The organism is Mesorhizobium sp. L-2-11 (assembly GCF_016756595.1).
GTDB lineage: Bacteria > Pseudomonadota > Alphaproteobacteria > Rhizobiales > Rhizobiaceae > Mesorhizobium.
The window spans coordinates 3,015,094-3,035,458 of the sequence record NZ_AP023257.1; the positions used below are offsets into that span (position 1 = coordinate 3,015,094).

At 63.5% G+C, this 20,365-nt stretch carries 21 protein-coding genes; 13 read left to right on the forward strand and 8 right to left on the reverse strand.

Annotated elements, in window-relative coordinates; genetic code table 11:
• Positions 1-139 precede the first annotated feature (139 nt).
• The gene (locus tag JG739_RS14410; protein WP_202367022.1) at positions 140-868 is read left to right on the forward strand and encodes an AzlC family ABC transporter permease; all 729 of its coding nucleotides are present in this window, start codon (positions 140-142) and stop codon (positions 866-868) included.
• A complete protein-coding gene (locus JG739_RS14415) occupies positions 865-1,161 on the forward strand; it encodes an AzlD family protein (protein ID WP_202367023.1) in 297 nt (98 codons plus the stop codon). The genes JG739_RS14410 and JG739_RS14415 overlap by 4 nt, the downstream gene beginning before the upstream one ends.
• Positions 1,162-1,274: 113 nt before the next feature.
• On the opposite strand, the gene JG739_RS14420 is transcribed toward JG739_RS14415, so the two are convergent.
• Positions 1,275-1,721, reverse strand: coding sequence for a cupin domain-containing protein (locus tag JG739_RS14420; protein WP_202367024.1), 447 nt, complete (start codon positions 1,719-1,721; stop codon positions 1,275-1,277).
• A 136-nt stretch (positions 1,722-1,857) separates the two neighbouring features.
• Here JG739_RS14420 and JG739_RS14425 point away from each other — a divergent pair, with 136 nt between their 5' ends.
• Positions 1,858-3,399 (forward strand): winged helix-turn-helix domain-containing tetratricopeptide repeat protein, encoded by a 1,542-nt coding sequence (locus JG739_RS14425; RefSeq protein WP_342216456.1) that lies wholly within the window; start codon positions 1,858-1,860, stop codon positions 3,397-3,399.
• Between the two features lie 30 nt (positions 3,400-3,429).
• Here JG739_RS14425 and JG739_RS14430 read toward each other — a convergent pair whose 3' ends face one another.
• Positions 3,430-5,277, reverse strand: a complete 1,848-nt coding sequence (locus JG739_RS14430) for an aminopeptidase P family protein (RefSeq protein ID WP_202367025.1) — start codon at positions 5,275-5,277, stop codon at positions 3,430-3,432.
• Positions 5,278-5,714: 437 nt separating this feature from the next.
• Between JG739_RS14430 and JG739_RS14435 the strand changes: the two genes are divergently transcribed.
• Complete coding sequence (locus JG739_RS14435; RefSeq protein WP_202367026.1) at positions 5,715-5,894, forward strand: hypothetical protein; 180 nt, start codon at positions 5,715-5,717, stop codon at positions 5,892-5,894.
• Between the two features lie 17 nt (positions 5,895-5,911).
• On the opposite strand, the gene JG739_RS14440 is transcribed toward JG739_RS14435, so the two are convergent.
• Entirely contained in the window at positions 5,912-6,784 is an 873-nt protein-coding gene (locus JG739_RS14440) for a 50S ribosomal protein L11 methyltransferase (protein WP_202367027.1), read from the reverse strand.
• 86 nt (positions 6,785-6,870) lie between these two features.
• Positions 6,871-7,446: an SCO family protein gene (locus tag JG739_RS14445; protein ID WP_202367028.1), complete on the reverse strand. Its 576-nt coding sequence runs from the start codon at positions 7,444-7,446 to the stop codon at positions 6,871-6,873.
• A gap of 205 nt (positions 7,447-7,651) precedes the next feature.
• Between JG739_RS14445 and JG739_RS14450 the strand changes: the two genes are divergently transcribed.
• From JG739_RS14450 to JG739_RS14460, 3 genes are all read left to right on the forward strand, one after another.
• The gene (locus JG739_RS14450; protein ID WP_202367029.1) at positions 7,652-8,170 is read left to right on the forward strand and encodes a CreA family protein; all 519 of its coding nucleotides are present in this window, start codon (positions 7,652-7,654) and stop codon (positions 8,168-8,170) included.
• Between the two features lie 70 nt (positions 8,171-8,240).
• Positions 8,241-8,882 carry an antibiotic acetyltransferase gene (locus tag JG739_RS14455; RefSeq protein ID WP_202367030.1) on the forward strand — a complete coding sequence of 214 codons (642 nt, stop codon included), beginning with the start codon at positions 8,241-8,243 and terminating at the stop codon, positions 8,880-8,882.
• A 76-nt stretch (positions 8,883-8,958) separates the two neighbouring features.
• Complete coding sequence (locus tag JG739_RS14460) at positions 8,959-9,384, forward strand: low affinity iron permease family protein (RefSeq protein WP_202367469.1); 426 nt, start codon at positions 8,959-8,961, stop codon at positions 9,382-9,384.
• Between the two features lie 3 nt (positions 9,385-9,387).
• On the opposite strand, the gene JG739_RS14465 is transcribed toward JG739_RS14460, so the two are convergent.
• Positions 9,388-10,254 (reverse strand): SDR family NAD(P)-dependent oxidoreductase, encoded by an 867-nt coding sequence (locus JG739_RS14465; RefSeq protein WP_202367031.1) that lies wholly within the window; start codon positions 10,252-10,254, stop codon positions 9,388-9,390.
• Between the two features lie 132 nt (positions 10,255-10,386).
• Between JG739_RS14465 and JG739_RS14470 the strand changes: the two genes are divergently transcribed.
• Positions 10,387-10,668: a hypothetical protein gene (locus JG739_RS14470; protein ID WP_202367032.1), complete on the forward strand. Its 282-nt coding sequence runs from the start codon at positions 10,387-10,389 to the stop codon at positions 10,666-10,668.
• Between the two features lie 6 nt (positions 10,669-10,674).
• On the opposite strand, the gene JG739_RS14475 is transcribed toward JG739_RS14470, so the two are convergent.
• Both JG739_RS14475 and JG739_RS14480 read right to left on the reverse strand, forming a co-directional pair.
• The gene (locus JG739_RS14475; RefSeq protein ID WP_202367033.1) at positions 10,675-11,250 is read right to left on the reverse strand and encodes a TMEM175 family protein; all 576 of its coding nucleotides are present in this window, start codon (positions 11,248-11,250) and stop codon (positions 10,675-10,677) included.
• 67 nt (positions 11,251-11,317) lie between these two features.
• Positions 11,318-12,343 carry a LacI family DNA-binding transcriptional regulator gene (locus JG739_RS14480; protein ID WP_202367034.1) on the reverse strand — a complete coding sequence of 342 codons (1,026 nt, stop codon included), beginning with the start codon at positions 12,341-12,343 and terminating at the stop codon, positions 11,318-11,320.
• Between the two features lie 196 nt (positions 12,344-12,539).
• Here JG739_RS14480 and JG739_RS14485 point away from each other — a divergent pair, with 196 nt between their 5' ends.
• From JG739_RS14485 to JG739_RS14505, 5 genes are all read left to right on the forward strand, one after another.
• On the forward strand, positions 12,540-13,568 hold the full coding sequence (locus JG739_RS14485; RefSeq protein ID WP_202367035.1) for a Gfo/Idh/MocA family protein: 1,029 nt from the start codon (positions 12,540-12,542) through the stop codon (positions 13,566-13,568).
• 2 nt (positions 13,569-13,570) lie between these two features.
• Positions 13,571-14,476: a sugar phosphate isomerase/epimerase family protein gene (locus JG739_RS14490; RefSeq protein WP_202367036.1), complete on the forward strand. Its 906-nt coding sequence runs from the start codon at positions 13,571-13,573 to the stop codon at positions 14,474-14,476.
• A 101-nt stretch (positions 14,477-14,577) separates the two neighbouring features.
• Positions 14,578-15,591, forward strand: coding sequence for a substrate-binding domain-containing protein (locus JG739_RS14495; RefSeq protein WP_202367037.1), 1,014 nt, complete (start codon positions 14,578-14,580; stop codon positions 15,589-15,591).
• Positions 15,592-15,647: 56 nt separating this feature from the next.
• The gene (locus tag JG739_RS14500) at positions 15,648-16,445 is read left to right on the forward strand and encodes an ATP-binding cassette domain-containing protein (protein WP_202367038.1); all 798 of its coding nucleotides are present in this window, start codon (positions 15,648-15,650) and stop codon (positions 16,443-16,445) included.
• A complete protein-coding gene (locus JG739_RS14505; RefSeq protein WP_202367039.1) occupies positions 16,442-17,494 on the forward strand; it encodes an ABC transporter permease in 1,053 nt (350 codons plus the stop codon). The genes JG739_RS14500 and JG739_RS14505 overlap by 4 nt, the downstream gene beginning before the upstream one ends.
• A gap of 15 nt (positions 17,495-17,509) precedes the next feature.
• On the opposite strand, the gene JG739_RS14510 is transcribed toward JG739_RS14505, so the two are convergent.
• On the reverse strand, positions 17,510-20,200 hold the full coding sequence (locus JG739_RS14510) for an ATP-dependent helicase (protein ID WP_202367040.1): 2,691 nt from the start codon (positions 20,198-20,200) through the stop codon (positions 17,510-17,512).
• Positions 20,201-20,365 lie beyond the last annotated feature (165 nt).

Below are 20,365 nucleotides of genomic sequence, written 5' to 3' on the forward strand. Positions count from 1 at the left end.
GCTCCCTACATACGATCTTTCCTCCTCGCATCGGCACGAAAATCGGGATCGATTTTCGGATGGTCCGACGCGTGGATTCAAAGTGTTGGAGCGTCCTTTGCTCGTCCAAGAGGACGAGCGGCGCTCTAAGGAGTGGCTGATGTCGGCGGAAGCAATCTCCGAGAACCCTGCAAAAAGCGATTTCTGGCAAGGCGTGCGGCTCAGCATGCCCGTCGTGGTGGCGGCGGCGCCGTTTGGACTGCTGTTCGGGGCGCTCGCCGTCGACAACGGTTTTTCGGTGCTTGAAGCCTTGCTGATGAGCGCCATGGTTTTCGGCGGCGCCAGCCAGATGGTCGGAATCGAATTGTTCGGGCAGCATGTCGCGCCGTGGCTGATCGTGCTGTCGATCTTCGCCGTGAATTTCCGCCATGTGCTCTACTCCGCGGGTATCGGCCGGCGGATCGCGCACTGGCCGCCGGTGCAGCAGGCGGTCGGCTATTTCCTGCTCACCGATCCGCAGTTCGCGGTGGCCGAGCGCAAGGCGGAGGCCGGCGAGACAGTCGGCTTCGCCTGGTATATGGGACTTGGCCTGCCGGTCTATGTGTTCTGGGTGACCGAAAGCGCGGTTGGCGCGGTGTTCGGCAGGCTTATTCCCGATACGCATGCGCTGGGCATCGATTTTCTGCTACCGATCTATTTCCTCGGACTGGTCATGGGCTTTCGCAAACGGCCACTGTGGCTGCCGGTGGTCGTCGCCAGTGCTGCTGCCTCCATCATCGCCTACAAGACGGTGGGCTCGCCCTGGCACGTCTCGATTGGCGCCGTGGCCGGCGTGCTGCTCGCGGTCATTCTGCCGTCGCGCCACAGCGGCGTGGAGGCGCGGCGATGAGCACGACCTTGTGGATCATCGTCGCCGGTGCGATCGCGACCTATCTGACCCGCGTCGGCGGCCATCTGGTGATCTCGCGCTTCGAAAAGATCCATCCGCGCGTCGAAGCCGGGCTGAACGCCGTGCCTGCCGCGGTGCTGACGACACTGGTGGCGCCGGCAGCACTTGGCGCCGGGCCGGCGGAATGGGTGGCATTGATCGTCGCCGGCCTGGTCTCGCTGCGCGGCGGGCTTATGGCGATGTTTTTGGCCGGCGCCGCTGTGCTGGTGCTGCCCCGGCAGTTCGTCGGATAGTCGGACCGACTGAGTACGCCACCCCGTCTTTTCATCTAGAAAATCGTGATATCCGGCACGTCGCCTGGCGCCTGAAGCCGACTCACGCGAAACATTCCTGCTAAGTCGCCTTTCTACGGTATCCTCCCGTCCATCTCCGGGAACAGAACGACGCTTTCCTGAGCGGTCGGTTCGTTGCGGGCGCCAACAAAAATGGCCGGCGTGCTTGCCCTATTGACGGCAACGTGGAGCACATTGGCCGGAATATAGAGATAATCGCCGGGATGCACGACATCCCGAAATTGCAGTTCGTCCCCGCTCCACATCTCCAGCTCGTCTCCGCTCAGCATGTAAAATGCTGTTTCGTGACGTGCGTGGACGTGGGCCTTGGTCCGCTTCCCCGGAGGCATCGTGACGACGCCAAGCCAAAGCGCCCTCGCGCCGACGGTCTCAGCACTTATTCCCGGCAGATAGTCCGACCCCTGTTCGGCCCGATAAGCCTCGCCACCCCCGACGATTACAGCTTTTCTGTCGCTGGGCGCAACGCTGTCCGCTCCGGACGGTTGCTTCAACATCGTCATTTCGACCTCCCTTTGTGTTAGTCTGAACGAAGAATGGCCAGGATGACCGCAGGTCCGGCCGGAGTCCTAAAAGGGGAGGCGAAAAGTTCCGAATTCTTCCGAAGCCGGTAAGCGGAGTGTCGCCGCGCCGCGTTTTTTGGCGTTCGGCCCGTTCGTGCTCGACATGCCGCGCGGGGCGCTTGTCCGCGAGGGCCGGCCGGTTGCGCTCGGGCACAAAGGCTTGTCGTTGCTTCAAGCCCTGCTGGAGGCACCGGCTCAAGTGCTGAGCAAGACGGCACTCATGGAAGCGGCTTGGCCCGATGCCGTTGTCGAGGAAAGCAATCTCTCTGTGCAGATTGCCGCCCTGCGCAAGCTGCTCGGGCCTCAGCCGGACGGCAGCGAGTGGATCGCCACGGTTCCCCGCACCGGATATCGTTTCGCCGGCAGCGTCCGTGTACTGGACGCCGCTGCAGATGGTGTGCTGCCAAGTTTCGGCCAGCCGGCGGGGCTCTCCGAAAGACCGTCCATCGCGGTGTTGCCGTTCGCCAATGTCAGCGGCGACAGGGAACAGGCCTATCTGGCTGACGGCATCACGGAGGACATCATCACAGCACTTACGAAGTTCCGCTGGTTCCGAGTGATCGGCCGCAATTCCAGCTTCGTGTACAAGGACAAGCCCGTCGACTCCAAACAGGTGGCCCGCGAGCTTGGCGTCCCTTATGTGCTGGAAGGCAGCGTGCGCCGGTCCGGCCAGCACATTCGGGTCTCGACGCAATTGGTCGATGCGACCTCGGCCAATCAGATCTGGGCCGAACGATACGAGTTGGAAATGACGGAGGCGTTCGCCGTCCAGGATGCCATAGCCGAGCGGGTGGCCGGGGCGATCGAACCCGAACTTCTCAAGACGGAGTCGCTTCCAGCCGCCGCACGCAGCAGCGGAAACGCGACGGCCTGGGACCTGGTGCGGCAAGGTACCTGGCATTTCCACCACGTCGGCCGTCAGACTCACTTGAGTGCCCGCAAACTGTTCCGGGAGGCATGCAGGCTCGATCCTGAACTCGCCGAGGCCCATCTCTGGCTCGGCCGCGTCAGCGCCGGCATCGTCGCTTACGGCTGGAGCGACAAACCGGAACAGGATATCCGGGAGGGCCTGGATGCAGCCTTGAAGGCGGTTCGGCTCGACGAGAAGAATCCCTATTCGCACTACGCGCTGGCCATCTGCAGCATCTACGCCAATGCACCGGAACAGGCCGTTCTTGCCGCGGAAAAGGCGATCGAGATCAGCCCAAGCTTCGCCCTTGGTCATCTGGTGTTAGGGATGGGACAGTTTTTTCGTGGTAGCGCATCCGAAGCGATAGCGCCGCTCGAACACGGCCTTATGTTGAACCCTTACGATCGGCAGAACTTCGTCTGGTTCAATGTTCTGGCGCTCGCGTACCTGTTTGCAGGACAGGCAAACGAGGCGCTTGCGGCAGCTATCAAGGCGCGCAAGATCGCTCCCGCATGGCGGCCCACCCACGAAACTCTCGCCTGCTGTTACGCTTCGCTTGGCCGCCTGCCGGAAGCTGGATCGTGCGTTAAGCTGATGCGGGAAATGGAAAATCCTTCAGGCGATGCCTTGGCGCCGCTCAGGCTGCGCAATCCACATTGGGCAAACGAGATGGCGCATCTGTTGAAGAAAGCCGGTTGGCAGCGATAAAGCCACAGGCAGTTCCCGGCCTTTCCGAAATCAGGATTTCTGGTCGTGCGGCAGCGGTGCGGTTGCCTTTTCCAGCCAGGCCAGCGTCTCGCCGTCGAGCATCGGTCCGATCTCGGCCAGCACGCGGGCGTGGTATGTGTCGAGCCAATGCAACTCGTCGCGCGTCAATAGGTCGGATCGCACCAGCCTGGTGTCGATGGGCGCCAGCGTCAGCGTCTCGAAGCCGTGCATGGCGATGTCGCCGGCCGCTATCGGCTCGGCCGGCGTCACCAGGATGAGGTTCTCGATGCGGATGCCGTAAAAACCTTCCTTGTAGTAGCCCGGCTCGTTGGAGACGATCATGCCCGCCAAAAGCTTTTCGGTGCCGGTCCTGGCGATGCGTTGCGGGCCCTCGTGCACGGCCAGATAGGAGCCGACGCCGTGGCCAGTGCCATGGGCGAAATCGCAGCCATGTTTCCACAGCGCCAGGCGCGCCACGGCATCGATCTCGGAGCCGCGCGTGCCCGGGGGAAAGCGCAGCATGGAAATGCCGATCATGCCCTTCAGCACCAGCGTGAAGCGTTCGCGCATTTCCTCGGTCGGTGTGCCGATCGGCACGGTGCGGGTGATGTCGGTGGTTCCGTCCTGATACTGTCCGCCCGAATCGAGCAGGAACAATTCGCCAGACTGAAGCTTTCGGCTGGTGGCGTGGGAAACGCGGTAGTGCATGATGGCGCCGTTCGGGCCGGCGCCGGCGATGGTGTCGAAGGACACGTCGCGCAACGGCATCTGGGTTTCCTCGCCGGTGCTGCGGCGGCACTCCTCGAGCTTGGTAACGACGGCGATCTCGTCTAGCTTGCCGGGTTGCTGGCGGTCGAGCCAGCAAAGCAGCTTGGCGACTGCGGCGCCATCGCGGCGATGCGCGGCGCGGGCGCCATTGATCTCGGCCTGGTTTTTCGTCGCGCGTGGAATGCGGGCAGGATCTGGTACAGTGATGACGGTGCCGCCATTGTCCTCGACCAGCATCCTGAGCTTCTCCGCCGCCAGCACCGGATCCAGCGCGATCCTCGCGCCGCCCTTGGCGAGAGCTGCGATCGCCGCTTCGAATTCACTGGGTTCGTGCAATTCGGCAAGCTGCGTCAGATAGGCAGCGACGGTGCGTGAAAACTTGCGCTGATCCATGAAAAGCCGGTGCGATCGATCGGCGGCGAGCACGGCGAAGCCGAGCGCCAGCGGCGTGTGCGGCACATCGCCACCGCGGATGTCGAAGACCCAGGCGATGGAGGACGGGTCGGTCAGCACGGCATGGCTGGCGCCATCCTTGCCGATGGACTCGGCCAGTCGCGCCAGCTTGTCCTTGGCCAATTCGCCGGCAAAGCCGATCGGATGGATCTCGACCGGCGCCAGCGGCGGGTCGGGCTGGTCCTCCCAGATGGCGTCGATCGGATTCTTCTCGAGCGGCACCAATGTCGCCCCCGATTTTTCGGCCGAGGCTTTCAGCGCTCTCACGTCGCCGATCGTCTGCAGCCAGGGATCGAAGCCAAGCCGCACGCCCTTGCCGAGATTGTCCTTGATCCAGGTGGCGGGCGGATTGTCGACCAGGCTTTCGATCGAAAAAATGTCGAGATCGACCTCCTGGCGCGCCTGCAGCGTGTAGCGCCCGTCGACGAACATGACGGCGCGGTCGCCAAGCACGATGGCGACGCCGGCCGATCCGCTGAAGCCGGTCAGCCATTTCAGCCGTGCCGAGCGGTCGGCGACATATTCGCCCTGATGCTCGTCGGCACGAGGCACGATGAAGCCATCCAGCCCGTTGGCCGCCAGCCATTGACGCAGCAACGCCACACGCGGCTTGCCGACGGCGGGGTCGCCTGCGGAATCAAAGGTCTGGAACATCATGGCCTCTCCTTGGGTGCTGGCGCGACCGTAGCGCATGACCCCGAAAATCGGAATCGACTTTTGCTGCGCTGGCCGCCGGTCGACAATCGGCCGCTTCGATCCAGCAGGGCAATCGCTTCAGGTTTGCGCCGCCCCTCATTGCCCTGCCGGGCATTTCTCCCCGTATAGTGACGGGGAGAAAGTCGCTATCACCAATGATTTCGCCAATCACCAGCGTTGCAGAAAGAGCGCCAACGTCGCGGCCAGCCTCTTCTCCCCGTTTACGGGGAGAAGGTGCCGGCAGGCGGATGAGGGGCGGCGCCGGCATCGACAGTGGCCATCGATGTGCGCTTTTTCGCATGGAGGCCATGCAGAATCAGCGATTTTCGAAAAGGTCAGCAGACCTTACCTTTTCGACGTGGAGGAACGAGTCTTACTGCCCTGCAAAGGAGACCATCATGTCCACGATTTCACCCAGACGCGGATTTTTCAGAAGCGCCGTGAATGCTCTCATGGAAGCGCGCCAGCGCGAAGCGAGCCGCTATGTAAGCGGCGTTCTGCTTGGCTTTGACGACGAAACGCTGAAAGCGAACGGCTACGATCGCGAAGAACTGAAGAAGGCGGCAAGGTCGCGCTAGGTCTGAGCGAATTTGCGTCACCGCTTGAGGTGGATCGTTACCCAGCCTTCGCGATGCAACGTCTTGACATGGCGGAACTGCTGGCCGACGTAGGCCGAGATCACCGCGTCGCGCTGCCGGTCGAGGATGCCTGACAGCACGATCGAGCGGCCCAATACGACATGCCTGGCCATTTCGGGTGCCAGCCGCATTAGCGGCCGCGCCAGTATATTGGCGACGATGAGGCCAAAAGGGCCGCGCGCGGCAAAAATCGGATGGTGGAAGCCGGGCGCCGTCACCGTCTCCACCAGCGCCTTGACGCGGTTGAGCCGTGCATTGGCGGCGGCCACTTTTGTGGCGACCGGATCGATGTCGGTCGCCAGCACCGGAATATGGGCGAGTTTTGCCAGCGCGATGGCCAGCACCGCGCTGCCGGTGCCGAGGTCGAGCGCGTTGCGCGGGCGCTCGCGCCGCACGACCTGTTCCAGCATTTCAAGGCACCCGGCGGTGGTGCCGTGATGGCCGGTGCCGAAAGCCAGGCCCGCTTCGATCTCGATGGCGAGTTCGCCGCTGAGGCGCTTGCTGCGGTCATGCGCGCCGTGGACGAAGAAACGGCCGGCGCGCACCGGCTTCAGTCCCTCCAGCGAGCGCGCAACCCAGTCGACGTCGGGCACGGGCTCGCGCGCAATCGGCCTCGACAGGGCCAGCCCGGCAAGGATCTCCTTCAAGCGCGCCTCGACGGCATCGACATCGCCGTCGGCATAGAGCGACACTTCGTGGATGTCGCGGTCCTCGTCGACTTCGACCAAGCCAATCGGCAGGCCCTCATCTTCGAATGCCGCTTCGAACGTCGCGAAGATACGGTCGGCCTCGATCTTTCCAGTGGTGAAATAAAGCCGCGTTTGGGTCATCAAACGATTTTCTTGGTGAGCGTGATCTTATCCGAAATCCGGTTCCTACTTTTCGCTGGCGCGGACCTTCGGTTCGGGATCATGCGCTAGCCTGCGGCCAGCCGCTTGAGCTTGGCGATAGCGGCGTCCGGACTTTCGCCATAGGCGATGGTGCCGGCGAAATCGCCCCTGGCGTTGAGCAGCAGCACCGAAGCGGTGTGGTCCATCGTGTAGTCGCCGTTGCCGGTATCGACCTTTTTCGAATAGATGCCGAAGGATTTGGCCATGGCACGGACCTTGTCCGGGTCGCCAGTGATGCCGAGGATGCGATCGGAGAAGTTGCTGATATAGGCGTTCATGATTTCGGGCGTGTCGCGCTCCGGGTCGACCGTCACGAAATAGGCGCGCAGGTTCTTGCCATCGTCACCCATCGCCTTCAGCCAGCCGGCCAGTTCGAACAGCGTGGTCGGGCAGACTTCCGGGCAGTGGGTGAAGCCGAAGAAGACGACGCTGGGGTGGCCGCGAAAGGCCGCCTCTGATATCGGAGCGCCCTTCTGGTCGACCAGCGTGAACGGCGCGCCGAACGGCTCGCCGCCATAATGCCCACGGTACCACTCGAAGGTGAGCCAGCCGATGCCCGCCGCCATCAGGACGAGAATGCCGACCAGTATTGAACGCATCATCAATTGGCTGTCCGTCGCGATTTTCATTGGCGCCGTGTCGGCGCCTTTGGAGCTTGTTGGGCGAATACTCTTAACGGTTTGATCCCGCACGCGCAAAGATGTCGCGTTGCCGCAACCGGCTTTCCCTTAAAAAAATGATCCGCTTGCAAAGTGCTGCCGCCCGTCCCACCTGAGGTCGGCAAAACTCGAACCGCAGGAGGCTTTGTTGCAACGACTGATTGGGCAAGGACTGATTGGGCGAAAACTGATCGGCGGCGCTTTGGCCGCGTGCCTTGTCGTCGGCGCTGGTGCGGCTGTCGCCCAGGAGGTCGGCAAGGTCGGCGTCGACTGGCTCGGCAACGACATCATCGTCGAGGCGATCAAGGACCCGAAGGTCGAAGGCGTGACCTGCCACGTCTCCTATTTCGACCGTGGCGTAATCGATCGCCTGCAAAAGGGCAACTGGTTCGAGGACCCATCCGATTCCTCGATCGCCTGCCGCCAAACCGGGCCGATCACCATCGGCGACATCGACATGAGCGAGGCCGGCGAGGAGGTGTTCAAGCAAGGCATCAGCCTGATCTGGAAGAAGCAGGTGGTGAACCGCATCTACGATAAAGCCAACGAGACGCTGATCTATCTGTCGCATTCGCGCCAGGTGCAGGACGGTTCAGCGAAAATGTCGGTCACCACGGTACCGCTCTATGGCCAGAACGTGGTGTGGACCAACGGCAAGCCGGAATAGGCTCTGGAAACAGGCGACGGACGATCGGTCCCGCTTGCGGGACCAATCGCTCGGGCGTAAAGCCGCCGGCATGGACCGTCCCGAAAATCTTGTCCTGAAAGACCCCGAGCCGCGCATCCATCCGACCGCGGAATTGAAGGCATGCAGGCTTGGGCGCTACGCTTCGATCGGCGAGCGGGTCATCTTGCGCGAAGTCATAGTGGGTGACTTCTCCTATTTCGAGCGCCACGCCGAGGCGATCTACACGACAACAGGCAAGTTCTGTTCGATCGCCGCCAACAGCCGTATCAACGCGCTGGAGCATCCGATCGAGCGGTTGACCCAGCACAAGGTCAGCTATCGGCCAAACGAGTATTTCCGCTGGCTCGGCGTCGACGCGGCGTTCCGCGAACGGCGGCGGGCGACGTCCGTCACCATCGGCCACGACGTCTGGATCGGCCATGGCGCGGTGATCATGCCTGATGTGACCATCGGAAATGGCGCGATCATCGGCGCCAATGCGGTGGTGACGCGCGATGTGCCGGCCTATGCGATCGTCGCCGGGGTTCCGGCCAAGCCGCTGCGCCAGCGTTTTGCCGAGAAAACCGCTGCGCGGATTGAAAGCCTCGGCTGGTGGGACTGGTCGGTCGAAAAACTCGCCAGGGCTATTCCCGACATGCAGGCGCTTTCCATCGAGGCCTTCCTCGACCGCTGGGAGCACGAAATCCCCTGATCCTTGCGGTCTCCGAACGGCTACGTGGGTGAAAGGAGGGAACCCGGAGCGGATGCTGGTTGTTTCTCCTGCCATGATGGAGAAGCTTTTCACCAGGATCGCCAACTATGTTGCGCATCTAGCCGGTCTGCCGTCGACATTCGCCGTCTGTTTCCTGATCATTGTTGCCTGGGGGGCAAGCGGACCGATGTTCGGGTTTTCCGATACATGGCAGCTCATCATCAATACCGGCACGACGATCGTCACCTTCCTGATGGTGTTCCTTATCCAGAACACCCAAAACCGTGATGGCGCCGCGATCCAGGCGAAGCTCGACGAATTGATCCGGGTCAGCAAAGCTAAAAACAGCTTTATCGGCATCGAGCATCTGACCGAATCCGAGGTCGAGGAGATCCGCGAAAAATGTGAGCGGGCGGCGAAACGGCATGACCGGCAGGTCGCGGATGTGGCGGTCAAGAAAGCCGCTGCGCAAAAGCACGGCTCGAAAACGCATTTGGCGTGAGCGTCAGCCTTCCATGAACGCCGCGAAAGCGTCCTTGTAGTCCGGGTGCCAGCGCGACAGAGCAGGGCGATTTTCGATAATGTCGCCGATTGCCCAGGCCATGCGCTTTTCGTCCATAGGCCGCGTCGCTTCATTGTCGGGGCACAGGATGTAGAAATCGCCACGCACCAGCGCGGCCAGCATGAAATCGATCACCTGCTCGCCGGTCCAGGCGCCGGCGGGCTTTTCGGTAGCACCTTCCGTCAGGCCGGTGAAAGTGAACCCGGGAATGAGCAGATGGGCGGCGATCCTGGCACGGGGCTCGTTGCGCAGCGCGTGCGCCAGGCCTTCGGTAAAGCTCTTCACGGCTGATTTGGAGACGTTGTAGGCAAGGTTGCCAGGCGGCGTCGTGATGCCTTGCTTGGAGCCGGTGTTGACGATCAGGCCCGGTTTTCCTGCAGCCAGCATGCGTGGCACGAAGGCCTCGACGCCATGGACGACGCCCCAGAAGTTGATGTCCAGAAGCCGTTTCCAGCCGTCGCGGTTCTCCCAGGGCTTGCCGGGGTTGTTGCCGACGCCGGCATTGTTCATCACCAGCGACACGCCGCCGAAGGCATCGAATGCCCTTTCGGCCAGCCGATCGACTTCGTCGGCTTTCGAGACGTCAGTCGCGACAGCAAGCACGGCGCTGCCGCCGGCAATCGTGGCAACGCCGCGGGCAGCCTCATCGAGCCGGGCGCCGCCGATATCGGCAAGCACGATTTTCAGGCCCATTGCCGCCAGCCGCCTGGCCGCAGCAAGGCCGATGCCGCTGGCGCCGCCGGTGATGACGGCAACGTTGCCGGAGGCAAGGGCAGGCAAACCGCTCTGGATTTCGGCGTCGGTGGTCATCGATGGTGTCCTCGTTCAGGTTGCGCCGAACTTAACGCGGCGACCGGCTCGCGCAACCCCGTTTGGGCGTCCTTGGGTTGACCACATCGGCAGGCGCTGCGCATGCTGTTCGCGTAAGAAGGAGATTACCGATTGACCGACTGGATCGAGATCCTGAAAGAACAGACCGCCACCGGCGACCAGATGAGCCGCGAGGTGCCGCAAATGCTTGCCAATCCCGACATTAGCGAAGCGCAAGTGAGAACGCTGTTTTCGGCGCTCGAAAAGCAGGCGGACTTCGTCGAAAAGCTGCGCATGGCGCTGGAAAAATTCGGCCATGATTTTTCGGTGATCAAGGCGGCCGAGCGGCTTGAGGAGCGCTATGCCGACCTTGCCGCCTCGGTGGCGGAAAAGCTGAAAGCTATGCGGGAATAGGCAGACCTATTTTTCGATCTGCCTTTCGAAACGCTTGTCCGGCACGAACCAGATCATGGCAACCAGCACATAGAGCGCGACGCTGATCCATTGATTGACGAAGGTCAGTGGAATGGCGGCGATGTAGAGGACCACCGAGATCTTTTCCTTGCGGTCGGCACCTACCGCTCTGGCGAAGGCAGTGTCGTTGCCATGCAGCCGATGCAGCATGACGACCAGAATGAAGTAGGCGGCCGCGCAAAGCGCCAGGACAACACCGTAAACGGCGACAGGCACCGGCGCGAAATGGTTTTCGCCCATGAAGGCGGTGGTCACAGGCATCAGCGACAGCCAGAACAGCAGATGCAGATTGGCCCACAGCACGCGGCCATCCACCCGCTGCACGGTGTGGAACATGTTGTGCAGATTGTTCCAGTAGATGCCAACATAGATGAAGGACAGCACGTAGCTGAGAAAAGTGGGCCATAGCGGTGCCAGCGCGGAAAACTCCGCGCCATGCGGCACCTTCAATTCCAGCACCATGATGGTGATGATGATGGCGATGACGCCATCGGAAAATGCCTCGACCCGTCCCTTGCCCATGGATCTCCCCTGCTGCGCCTGGCTCATCCTAGGCGATCGACGTGGCTGGAGGGAAGGCCTGGGCGTATCAATCGCTGTCGCGCGCGATCAACTCCAGCGGCCAGACCTCACGGATGATCCGCGCGCCTTCGGGGCCGGCGAAGGCCGGGATCGATGCCAGCAGCATTTCGGCAAGCCGCCGTCCCATCGGCTCCAGGGAAGGGCGGAAGCCGGTCAGCGCCGGTGAAAAATAGCGGCAGAGCGGCGTGTCGACGATGACGATCACCGCAATGTCGTGGCCCGGCCTTATGCTCATCTCGGCCAGCGCCTTGCAGCCGCCGAGCGCCATCGCGTCATTGTTGAAGATGATGGCGGTCGGCGGGTCCCTGGAGCGCATGACCTGCGGCGTCACCGCGTTGCCGCCGGCCTCGTTGATGAAGCCTTTCGCGATCAGCCCGGGGTCGACCTCGATGCCGTGCCGCCGCAAGGCCTTGCGATAGCCGGCCAGGAACAGATAGCCGAAATTGAGGTTGAGCGACGGGCGGATGGCGGCGATGCGGCGGTGGCCGCGCGCCACCAGGCGGTCGACCGCGTCGGCCCCGGCTTTTTCGAAATCGAGGTCGAGCGACGGATAGGTCTTGCCGCCGGAGCGGCTGCGGCCGAGCGTCGCGAACGGGAAGCCGACCCTGGTCAGGTAATCGATGCGCTCGTCCTCGCGACGCGTATAGGCCAGCACCACGGCGTCGGCCCGACGCGTCTCGACCACCCGGCGCAGGCGCTCCTGCTGGTAGTCGCCCGGCGCGCCCATCACCACGATGAGATCGAGCCCGCTTTCGGCGAGTTTCGCCTGTAGCCCGGTCAGGAATGGAATGAAGAACGGCTCGCCATATTGCTGGTCGCCCGGATGCGGCTGCAGCATGAAGGCGATCGAGTGGGTGGCGCCGCGCCGCAGGCTGCGGCCGGACTGGTTCGGCGAATAGTTCAGCTTTGCCGCCGCATCGAGCACGCGCTGGCGGGTGTCGGCATTGACGTCGGCCCGGCCGTTGAGCGCGCGCGACACGGTGCCGATCGAAATGTTCAGGTGACGCGCAAGGTCGTGGATGCTGGACGCCAAAGGACAGTTCTCCCCTTGCCTGGCTATCATCGGCCGCTATTCAGGCCAAGCTGATCAAGGTGATTTTCGCGGGCGGCCAATTGACATTCTACGCCTTCCGGTGTGTTCTCGTAAACGTTTACGGAAAAACGTTTTCGGTCTGCCGTGAATGCCGTGACGATCGGTCTGGAGGGGCCGAGCGGAGGAGGAGCGCTGGATGATGAATGTCGTCCTGGTCGGCTGCGGAGCGATGAGCAAGCACTGGCTCGATGCGGCGAGGCAGATCGACGGGTTGGCCATTGTCGGCCTTGTCGACATCGATGCCGAGCGGGCGAAGGCAAGGGCGCGCGAATACGAGCTTGCCGGCGCCATCGTCGGAACCAATCTTGACGCCGTCCTCGACCAGACCAAGCCCGACGCTGTGTTCGACGTCGTGGTTCCCGCGGCCCGGCGCGATGTCGCGCTTTCGGCCTTTGCCCATCATTGCCACCTCCTGACGGAGAAGCCGCTGGCTGACAGCCCAGAGAACGCGCGCGCCATCGTCGAGGCTGCCCGACGCGCCAACCGCGTGCACGCCGTCGTCCAGAACCGCCGCTATGTCGGCAACGTCAGGCGCATCAGGCGTTTTCTCGATTCCGGCGCCATCGGTGCGCCAACCAGCATCCACGCCGAATTCTTCGTCGCGCCGCATTTCGGCGGTTTTCGCGAGGAGATGCGCCATGTCCTGCTGCTCGACATGGCGATCCATACTTTCGACGCCGCCCGCTACATGGTCGGCGGCGCGCCGGCCAGCGTCTACTGCCATGAATGGGAGCCGGCCAATTCCTGGTACCGGCAGGGATCGTCGGCCACCGCAATCTTCGAGCTCGGCGGCGGCAAGGTGTTCACCTATGCCGGCTCCTGGTGCGCCGACGGGTTCCGCACCAGTTGGGAGAGCACATGGCGAATCGTCGCCGAGCACGGCAGCCTGGTCTGGGACGGTGACGATGGGCTGAGGGTGGAAGTCGCGCGGCCTATCCGTGAAGGCCTGTTCGATCGCACAGAGCCGCTCACTGTCCCGCCGCTCGATCCGAGAGACCGCATCGGCGGCCATCTTGGCATCATCCAGGATTTTGTGCGCGCCATTGAGACCGGCAGCGAGCCGGAGACGCGCGGCGCCGACAACATCAAGAGCCTGGCCATGGTCTTTGCCGCGATCGAAAGCGCCGAAACCGGGCGCCGGGTCGCGATCGCACAGGAAGGGTGACGATGCCAAACCCGCTTCTCGACATCAGGATCGGCACCATGGTGCGGGCCAATCTCGATGACCCGGCCGCCTATATCAAGGCGATCCTGCCGCTCGGCTTCGAGAGCATCCAGCCCTTCTTCTGGCAGACGCTGGGCGGCAAGGATCTTCCGCGGCTGGCCGGCCAGATCCGCGAGGCGATCGGCGACGCCGACGTCGTCGTCTCCTCGCTCGGCGTCTTCGGCAATCCGCTGGAAAGCGGCGATGTCGATCGCGGCGTGCTTGATGCCTGGAAAACGGCCATCGACCATGCGCATCTGTTCGGCACCTCGATGGTCAGCGGCTTCACCGGCCGCCTCCGCGGCAAGCCACTGCCCGACAGCCTGCCGCGCTTCCGCGAGGTCTGGGGACCACTGGCCCGGCGCGCCGCCGACAAGGGCGTGCGCATCGCCTTCGAGAATTGCGCGATGGACGGCAACTGGGCTGATGGAGACTGGAACATCGCCCACAATCCGGACGCCTGGGAGCTGATGTTCAACGAATTGCCAGATGACAATCTCGGCCTGGAATGGGAGCCCTGCCACCAGCTCGTCTATCTGATCGATCCGATCCCGCAGATCCGCAAATGGGCGCCGCGCATTTTTCATGTCCACGGCAAGGACGCGACGGTGCGCTGGGACGTGATCCGCGAGCATGGCGTGTTCGGCCGGCTGCCGTTCGTGCAAATGCGCACGCCTGGCTTCGGCGACAGCGACTGGACGCGGGTGATCAGCGAATTGCGGCTGGCCGGATACAAGGGCGCCATCGACATAGAAGGCTGGCACGACCCGGTCTATCGCGGCGACCTTGAGATTACAGGGCAAGTGCGGGCGCTGGATTACCTCAAGCAATGCCGGGGAGGTGCCAGCTACCTGCGAAATCCGGCTTGAGGATCCGGCTGCGGGGGGCCGGCCAGCGAAGATTGCGGCGAAAAGCCGAAGCATTCGTCGAAACCCCTCGGCTTGCGAGGGAAAAAAGGGAGGATAAGTGCATGAGCATCACGATGAGAAGGACAATCCTGCGCTCGACCGTCATGGCGGCCGCCACGGCGCTCGCCGCCGCAATCTCCACCTTGCCTGCCCAGGCGCTCGATGGCCAGTGGTGCAAGGACGTCCACATCCGCTTCTTCGTCGGCGGCGCCGAGGGCGACGCCTTCGGCACCATCGTCTACAATGGCGCCAAGCAGGCCGAGGCCGATCTGGGGCCAAAGGTCGACTATATCTTCTCGCAGTGGGATGTCGAAAAGATGGTGCAGCAATTGCGCGAGGCCGTTGCGGTCAAGCCCGGTGGCATCGCCATGATGGGCCACCCGGGCGATGCTTCGATCATGCCGCTGGCCGAACAGGCGCACAAGGACGGAATCAGGATGATGTACCAGAACGTGCCGGTGCCGAAGGTCACGGCAGCGTTCGGCGGCGGCTATGTCGGCGCCCAGCAGGAAGAGCAGGGCCGCGCGCTCGGCGCCGAGGCGTTCAAGCTGGCCGGGCTCAAGGCTGGCGACAAGGCGATCATGATCGGCCCGTTCGAGAACGAGAGCCGCGGCGCGCGCGAGCGCGGCACGGTCGCCGCCCTGAAAGAGGCGGGCGTCGAGGTCATCCAGCTTTCCTCGCCGCCGAGCGGCGAATGGGCTTCCGACCCCAATCTGGCCATTCCGGTGATTACCGCAGCACTCCTCAACAATCCCGACGTCAAGGCGGTTGGCTATCCCGGCGGACAGATGCTGGGCAACGTCCCGACCTACATGCAGGCGGCGGGCAGGAAGGCTGGCGATATCTTCAATTTTGGCTTCGACACCAGCCCGCAGATCGTCGAGGGCTTCAAGGGAGGCTGGGTGCAGCTAACGGCCGACCAGCAGCCGTTCCTGCAGGGTTATCTGCCGATCCTCAGCCTCTGCCAGCAGGTGGTGCTGGGCCTAGCGCCAATGAATGTCGACACCGGCGCCGGCTTCGTCACGCCTGACAATTACGAGATCGTCGCCGAGCTCGCCAAGCAGGCGCTGCGCTGACCTTTTGACACGGCTGCCGGTCTTCCGACCGCAGCCGGAACCAAGCGAGGATCGCCATGGCCGAACGCCTCATCGAACTGCGCGACATCAGCAAGTCCTACGGTCAGGTCTATGCGCTGGGCGGGGTCAATCTCAGCGTCGACCGCGGCGAGGTGGTCGGCCTGATCGGCGACAACGGCGCCGGCAAGTCGACACTGATCAAGATCCTCTCCGGCGTGGTCAAGCCGACCAGCGGCGAGATCCTCATCCGCGGCCAGCCGGTGACCGGCTGGAGCGCCGCGCGCTCGCGCGACGCCGGCATCGAGACGGTCTTCCAGGACCGGGCGCTCGCCGTGCAGCAGACGATCGTGCGCAACATCTTCATGGGCCGCGAACTCACCGGCTTTCTCGGCTGGCTGAAGGTCAACAAGGAAATCGAGGAGGCGAGCCGGCTGATGCGCGAGATCGGCTTCACCTCGAAAGTGTTCACGCCGCAGTCGATCGTCGGCCAGCTCTCCGGAGGTGAACGCCAGGGCGTGGCGATCGCCCGCGCCATCTACAAGCAGGCCGACCTGATCATCCTCGACGAGCCGACGACGGCGCTGTCGCTGACCGAAACCGCCAAGGTCTTCCATTTCGTGCGCCAGGTGCGGGCGAGCGGGCGGTCGATCCTGTTCATCGGCCACAACATCCACCACGTCTTCGACATCGCCGACCGATTCGTCGTGCTGGATCGCGGCAAGGTCGCGCTCACCGCCGACCGCAGCCAAGTCAAGTCGGCCGAAGACCTCATCAACTTCATGGAAGACGTCGCGCATCCGGGCGGATTGCCGGGACTGCACGACGCCGACGACCCGGAGCAGAGAGCACGATGAGCAAGACAATGGAGTCCGATCTGCACGAGCCGTCCGCCGGAATCTCCCGTCCCGGCAATCCCCGGAAAGAGTGGAAACACCCATCCGATCACTGGTTGCGCGGCTTCATCCTCGACAACCGCGCCGCGCTCGGCACGCTTGCCGTGTTCGTGGTGATGATGACGGTGTTCATGATCGCCAACCCGACCGTCTTCACCACCTGGTATCTCTACAGTTCCGTGCTCACCACGCTGCCGGTAGCGCTGTTCGTGGTGGTGCCGCTGGTCTTCGTCGTCACCTGCGGCGAGATCGACCTGTCGTTTCCGGCAACGATGGGCTTTGCCTCATGGGTGTTCGCGCTGGTCGTGCAGGCCGGCTACGACCCGTTCCTCGGCATCGCCGCCGCTATTGCAACGGGTACGTTGCTCGGCTTCCTGGTCGGGTCGCTGGTCGTCTATGGCGGGCTGTCGTCGCTGATCGCCACGCTCGGCATGAATTTCCTGCTGCGCGGCCTGATCCAGATCATCAACGAAGGCAGGTCGACGGCGCTGACCAGCCTTGCCGACAGCTGGGCCTACAAGATCTTCTCCAGCCAGCTGTACGGCATCCCGGTGCAGATCTTCTGGGCCATCGGCTTCGTCGTGCTGTCGGCGCTGCTCTACAACAGGCATCGCTTCGGCGCGCAGGTGAAGGTGGTCGGCGACAATCCCGACAGCGCCCAGCAGATGGGCATCGACGTCAAGCGCGTGCGGGTGAAAGTGTTCGTCTTCGTCGGCATCGGGGCGGCGATCGCCGGCACCTTCTCGGTGATGATCAACTTCACCTGGTGGCCGACGGCCGGCGACGGCTATCTCTTGCCGGTGCTGGCATCGGTGTTCGTTGGCGGCACGCCGACCTGGGGCGGCGTCGGTACCGTGGTCGGCGGCGCCATCGGCGCCGTCACCGTGTCGTTCATCCAGACCGGCGTTGTCGCGGCAGGCCTGAGCGGCTTCTATGTCCAGTTCTTCAACGGGCTGATCATCATCCTGTCGCTGCTCGGCCACAAATGGAACCAGGCGCGGTATCGGTGAGCGGAGAGGGGATACTCACACCCCGGTGACAAACCCGTCCAGCACGCGTTTCTGACCGGCCTTGTCGAAATCGATGGTCAGCTTGTTGCCGTCGATGGCCGCAATGTTGCCGTTGCCGAATTTCTGGTGGAAGACGCGGTCGCCGACACTGAAGCGTGATGGCGTGTCGGCAACGGATTTGGCGACCAGCTCGCCGTCGATGGTGCGGCCCTTGATCGAGGTGCGGCCGGCGCCGTAGCCGGAGTCGGTCTCGCCATAGCCGATGCGCTCGACCTGGTGGCCGGAGCGCGAGCCCCAATTGCGGTCGGTGGCCTCAGTGCGGTTCTGCTGCGCGCGCTGCCAGCCCGGCGTTGCATAGGTGTTGGAGAAGCTTCCCGACTTTTCCGCGCCGACATTGTCGAAGCGCGAGGCGCCATAAGGATTCTGCCTTCCTGCCGCCTGGCCGCCCCGCCCGGAGGCGAAGGAGCCGCCGCCATAGGCATTGCCGTAACCGCCATAGGAGTTGCCGCTCTCGGCGATTTCGACATGGGCTTCCGGCAATTCATCGAGGAAGCGCGACGGGATCGTCGATTGCCACAGGCCGTGGATGCGGCGGTTGGAGACGAACCACAGATGCAGGTTCTTCTTGGCGCGGGTCAGCCCGACATAGGCCAGCCGCCGTTCTTCCTCGAGCCCGGAGCGACCGCCCTCGTCGAGCGCGCGCTGATGCGGAAACAGACCTTCCTCCCAGCCGGGCAGAAAAACCGTCTCGAATTCGAGGCCCTTGGCCGAATGCAGCGTCATGATGTTGACCGCGTCGAGCTCGGCGTTCTGCTCGGCGTCCATTACCAGCGCCACATGTTCGAGGAAGGAGCGCAGCGATTCGTACTCCTCCATGGAGCGGACCAGTTCCTTGAGGTTTTCCAGCCGGCCAGGCGCTTCCGCCGAGCGGTCGTTCTTCCACATGTCGGTGTAGCCGCTCTCCTCCAGGATGGTTTCGGCCAGCTCGGTGTGCGGCGTTGTCTCCAGCGCCTTCTGCCAGCGCTCGAAATTGGCGGCGACCTCGCGCAGCGCTGCGCGCGGCTTCGGCTTCAGCTCGTCGCTCTCAGCGAGTTTTTCCGCAGCCTCCAGCATCGGGATGCGCAGCGCCCTGGCGGTGTCGTGGATTTGGCGGATAGTGGCTTCGCCCAGCCCGCGCTTCGGCACGTTGACGATGCGCTCGAAGGCGAGGTCGTCTGCGCCTTGCGCGACGACGCGGAAGAAGGCCAGGGCGTCGCGGATTTCGAGGCGCTCGTAAAAGCGCGGGCCGCCGATGACGCGGTAGTTGAGCCCGAGGGTGACGAAGCGGTCCTCGAACTCGCGCATCTGGAAGGACGCGCGAACAAGAATGGCCATGTCGTTGAGATCGTGCTTCTGACGCTGGTAGGCCTCGATGGTTTCGCCAACGGCGCGGGCCTCTTCCTCGGAATCCCAGGCGGCATGCACATGCACCTTCTCGTCGTCCTCGGCGATCTTTTCGGTGAACAGCGTCTTGCCGAAGCGGCTTTCATTGTGGGCGATGAGGTGGGAGGCGGTGCCGAGGATGTGCGCGGTGGAGCGGTAGTTGCGCTCCAGCCGGATGATCGTGGCGCCGGGGAAATCCTTGTCGAAGCGCAGGATGTTGTCGACCTCGGCCCCGCGCCAGCCGTAGATCGACTGGTCGTCGTCGCCGACGCAGCAAATGTTGACGGTGGCTGGGCGCGGATTTCCCTCCCCCTTGAGGGGAGGGTGGCTGGGCAAAGCCCGGCCGGGTGGGGTCCGTGCGGCAGTGCCCGACGCTCTGGCGGTGCCTTCTGCGGCGACCCCCTCCGCCCGCTTCGCGGGCACCTCCCCCTCAAGGGGGGAGGATTGCGGCCGCTGCGCCAAAAGCCGCAGCCACATATATTGGGCGGTGTTGGTGTCCTGGTATTCGTCGACGAGGATGTATCTGAAGCGCTTGTGGTATTCCTTCAGCACGTCCGGATTGCCGCGGAAGATGCGGATCGGGTGGCACAGAAGATCGCCGAAGTCGCAGGCGTTCAGCGTCTTCAGCCGCTCCTGATAAGCCTTGTAGAGCTCGCGGCCCTTGCCGTTGGCGAAGGAGCGGGCGTCGCCCTCGGCAATCTCGGCGGGGCCAAGCCCCTTGTTCTTCCAGCCGTCGATCATCTGGGCGAACTGCTTGGCCGGCCAGCGTTTGTCGTCCAGTCCTTCGGCCTGGATGAGCTGCTTGATCAGGCGCACGACGTCGTCGGTGTCGAGAATGGTGAAGTCGGATCTGAGCCCGGCGAGCTCGGCGTGGCGGCGTAGCAGCTTCACTCCAATCGAGTGGAAGGTGCCGAGCCACGGCATGCCTTCGACATTGCCTTCGCCGATCAGCAGGCCGATGCGCTGCTTCATCTCGCGCGCCGCCTTGTTGGTGAAGGTGACGGCGAGGATCTGCGAGGGGAAGGCCTTGCCGGTGGCGAGGATGTGGGCGATGCGGGTGGTCAGGACGCGCGTCTTGCCGGTGCCGGCGCCGGCCAGCACCAGGACCGGCCCCTCGGTGGTCTCCACCGCCAGCCGCTGCTCGGGGTTGAGCCCGTTCAGATAGTTGGGCGCATTGGTGTGGCCGTTGCGGGCAGCCATGGCGCGCGCAGCAATGCCCGACGGGGCCACGGGCCGCGCGTTCGGTTCATCAAAGAAAGGCATATCTTCCGAAAAGCCGGACATCTCCCCCGAATGTAGTGATTCGGCAGCGAAAGGCCAGAAGTGTCTCCGTTTTGTTCTCAATCCAGGGCCGGAACCTACAAACGGGTAGATTTAACCACCGACGTCGTGGAGCGCTGCATGCCGGGCCTCACTGATCCGTGACTGGACCGTGCGGGCTTCTACCCT

Excerpts from the sequence above, each read along its gene's own strand:
- JG739_RS14410 (WP_202367022.1), top strand. The coding sequence starts at position 140 with ATGTCGGCGGAAGCAATCTCCGAGAACCCTGCAAAAAGCGATTTCTGG.
- JG739_RS14415 (WP_202367023.1), top strand. The coding sequence starts at position 865 with ATGAGCACGACCTTGTGGATCATCGTCGCCGGTGCGATCGCGACCTAT.
- JG739_RS14420 (WP_202367024.1), bottom strand. The coding sequence starts at position 1,721 with ATGACGATGTTGAAGCAACCGTCCGGAGCGGACAGCGTTGCGCCCAGC.
- JG739_RS14430 (WP_202367025.1), bottom strand. The coding sequence starts at position 5,277 with ATGATGTTCCAGACCTTTGATTCCGCAGGCGACCCCGCCGTCGGCAAG.
- JG739_RS14435 (WP_202367026.1), top strand. The coding sequence starts at position 5,715 with ATGTCCACGATTTCACCCAGACGCGGATTTTTCAGAAGCGCCGTGAAT.
- JG739_RS14440 (WP_202367027.1), bottom strand. The coding sequence starts at position 6,784 with ATGACCCAAACGCGGCTTTATTTCACCACTGGAAAGATCGAGGCCGAC.
- JG739_RS14445 (WP_202367028.1), bottom strand. The coding sequence starts at position 7,446 with ATGATGCGTTCAATACTGGTCGGCATTCTCGTCCTGATGGCGGCGGGC.
- JG739_RS14455 (WP_202367030.1), top strand. The coding sequence starts at position 8,241 with ATGGACCGTCCCGAAAATCTTGTCCTGAAAGACCCCGAGCCGCGCATC.
- JG739_RS14460 (WP_202367469.1), top strand. The coding sequence starts at position 8,959 with ATGGAGAAGCTTTTCACCAGGATCGCCAACTATGTTGCGCATCTAGCC.
- JG739_RS14465 (WP_202367031.1), bottom strand. The coding sequence starts at position 10,254 with ATGACCACCGACGCCGAAATCCAGAGCGGTTTGCCTGCCCTTGCCTCC.
- JG739_RS14475 (WP_202367033.1), bottom strand. The coding sequence starts at position 11,250 with ATGGGCAAGGGACGGGTCGAGGCATTTTCCGATGGCGTCATCGCCATC.
- JG739_RS14485 (WP_202367035.1), top strand. The coding sequence starts at position 12,540 with ATGATGAATGTCGTCCTGGTCGGCTGCGGAGCGATGAGCAAGCACTGG.
- JG739_RS14490 (WP_202367036.1), top strand. The coding sequence starts at position 13,571 with ATGCCAAACCCGCTTCTCGACATCAGGATCGGCACCATGGTGCGGGCC.
- JG739_RS14495 (WP_202367037.1), top strand. The coding sequence starts at position 14,578 with ATGAGCATCACGATGAGAAGGACAATCCTGCGCTCGACCGTCATGGCG.
- JG739_RS14500 (WP_202367038.1), top strand. The coding sequence starts at position 15,648 with ATGGCCGAACGCCTCATCGAACTGCGCGACATCAGCAAGTCCTACGGT.
- JG739_RS14505 (WP_202367039.1), top strand. The coding sequence starts at position 16,442 with ATGAGCAAGACAATGGAGTCCGATCTGCACGAGCCGTCCGCCGGAATC.
- JG739_RS14510 (WP_202367040.1), bottom strand. The coding sequence starts at position 20,200 with ATGTCCGGCTTTTCGGAAGATATGCCTTTCTTTGATGAACCGAACGCG.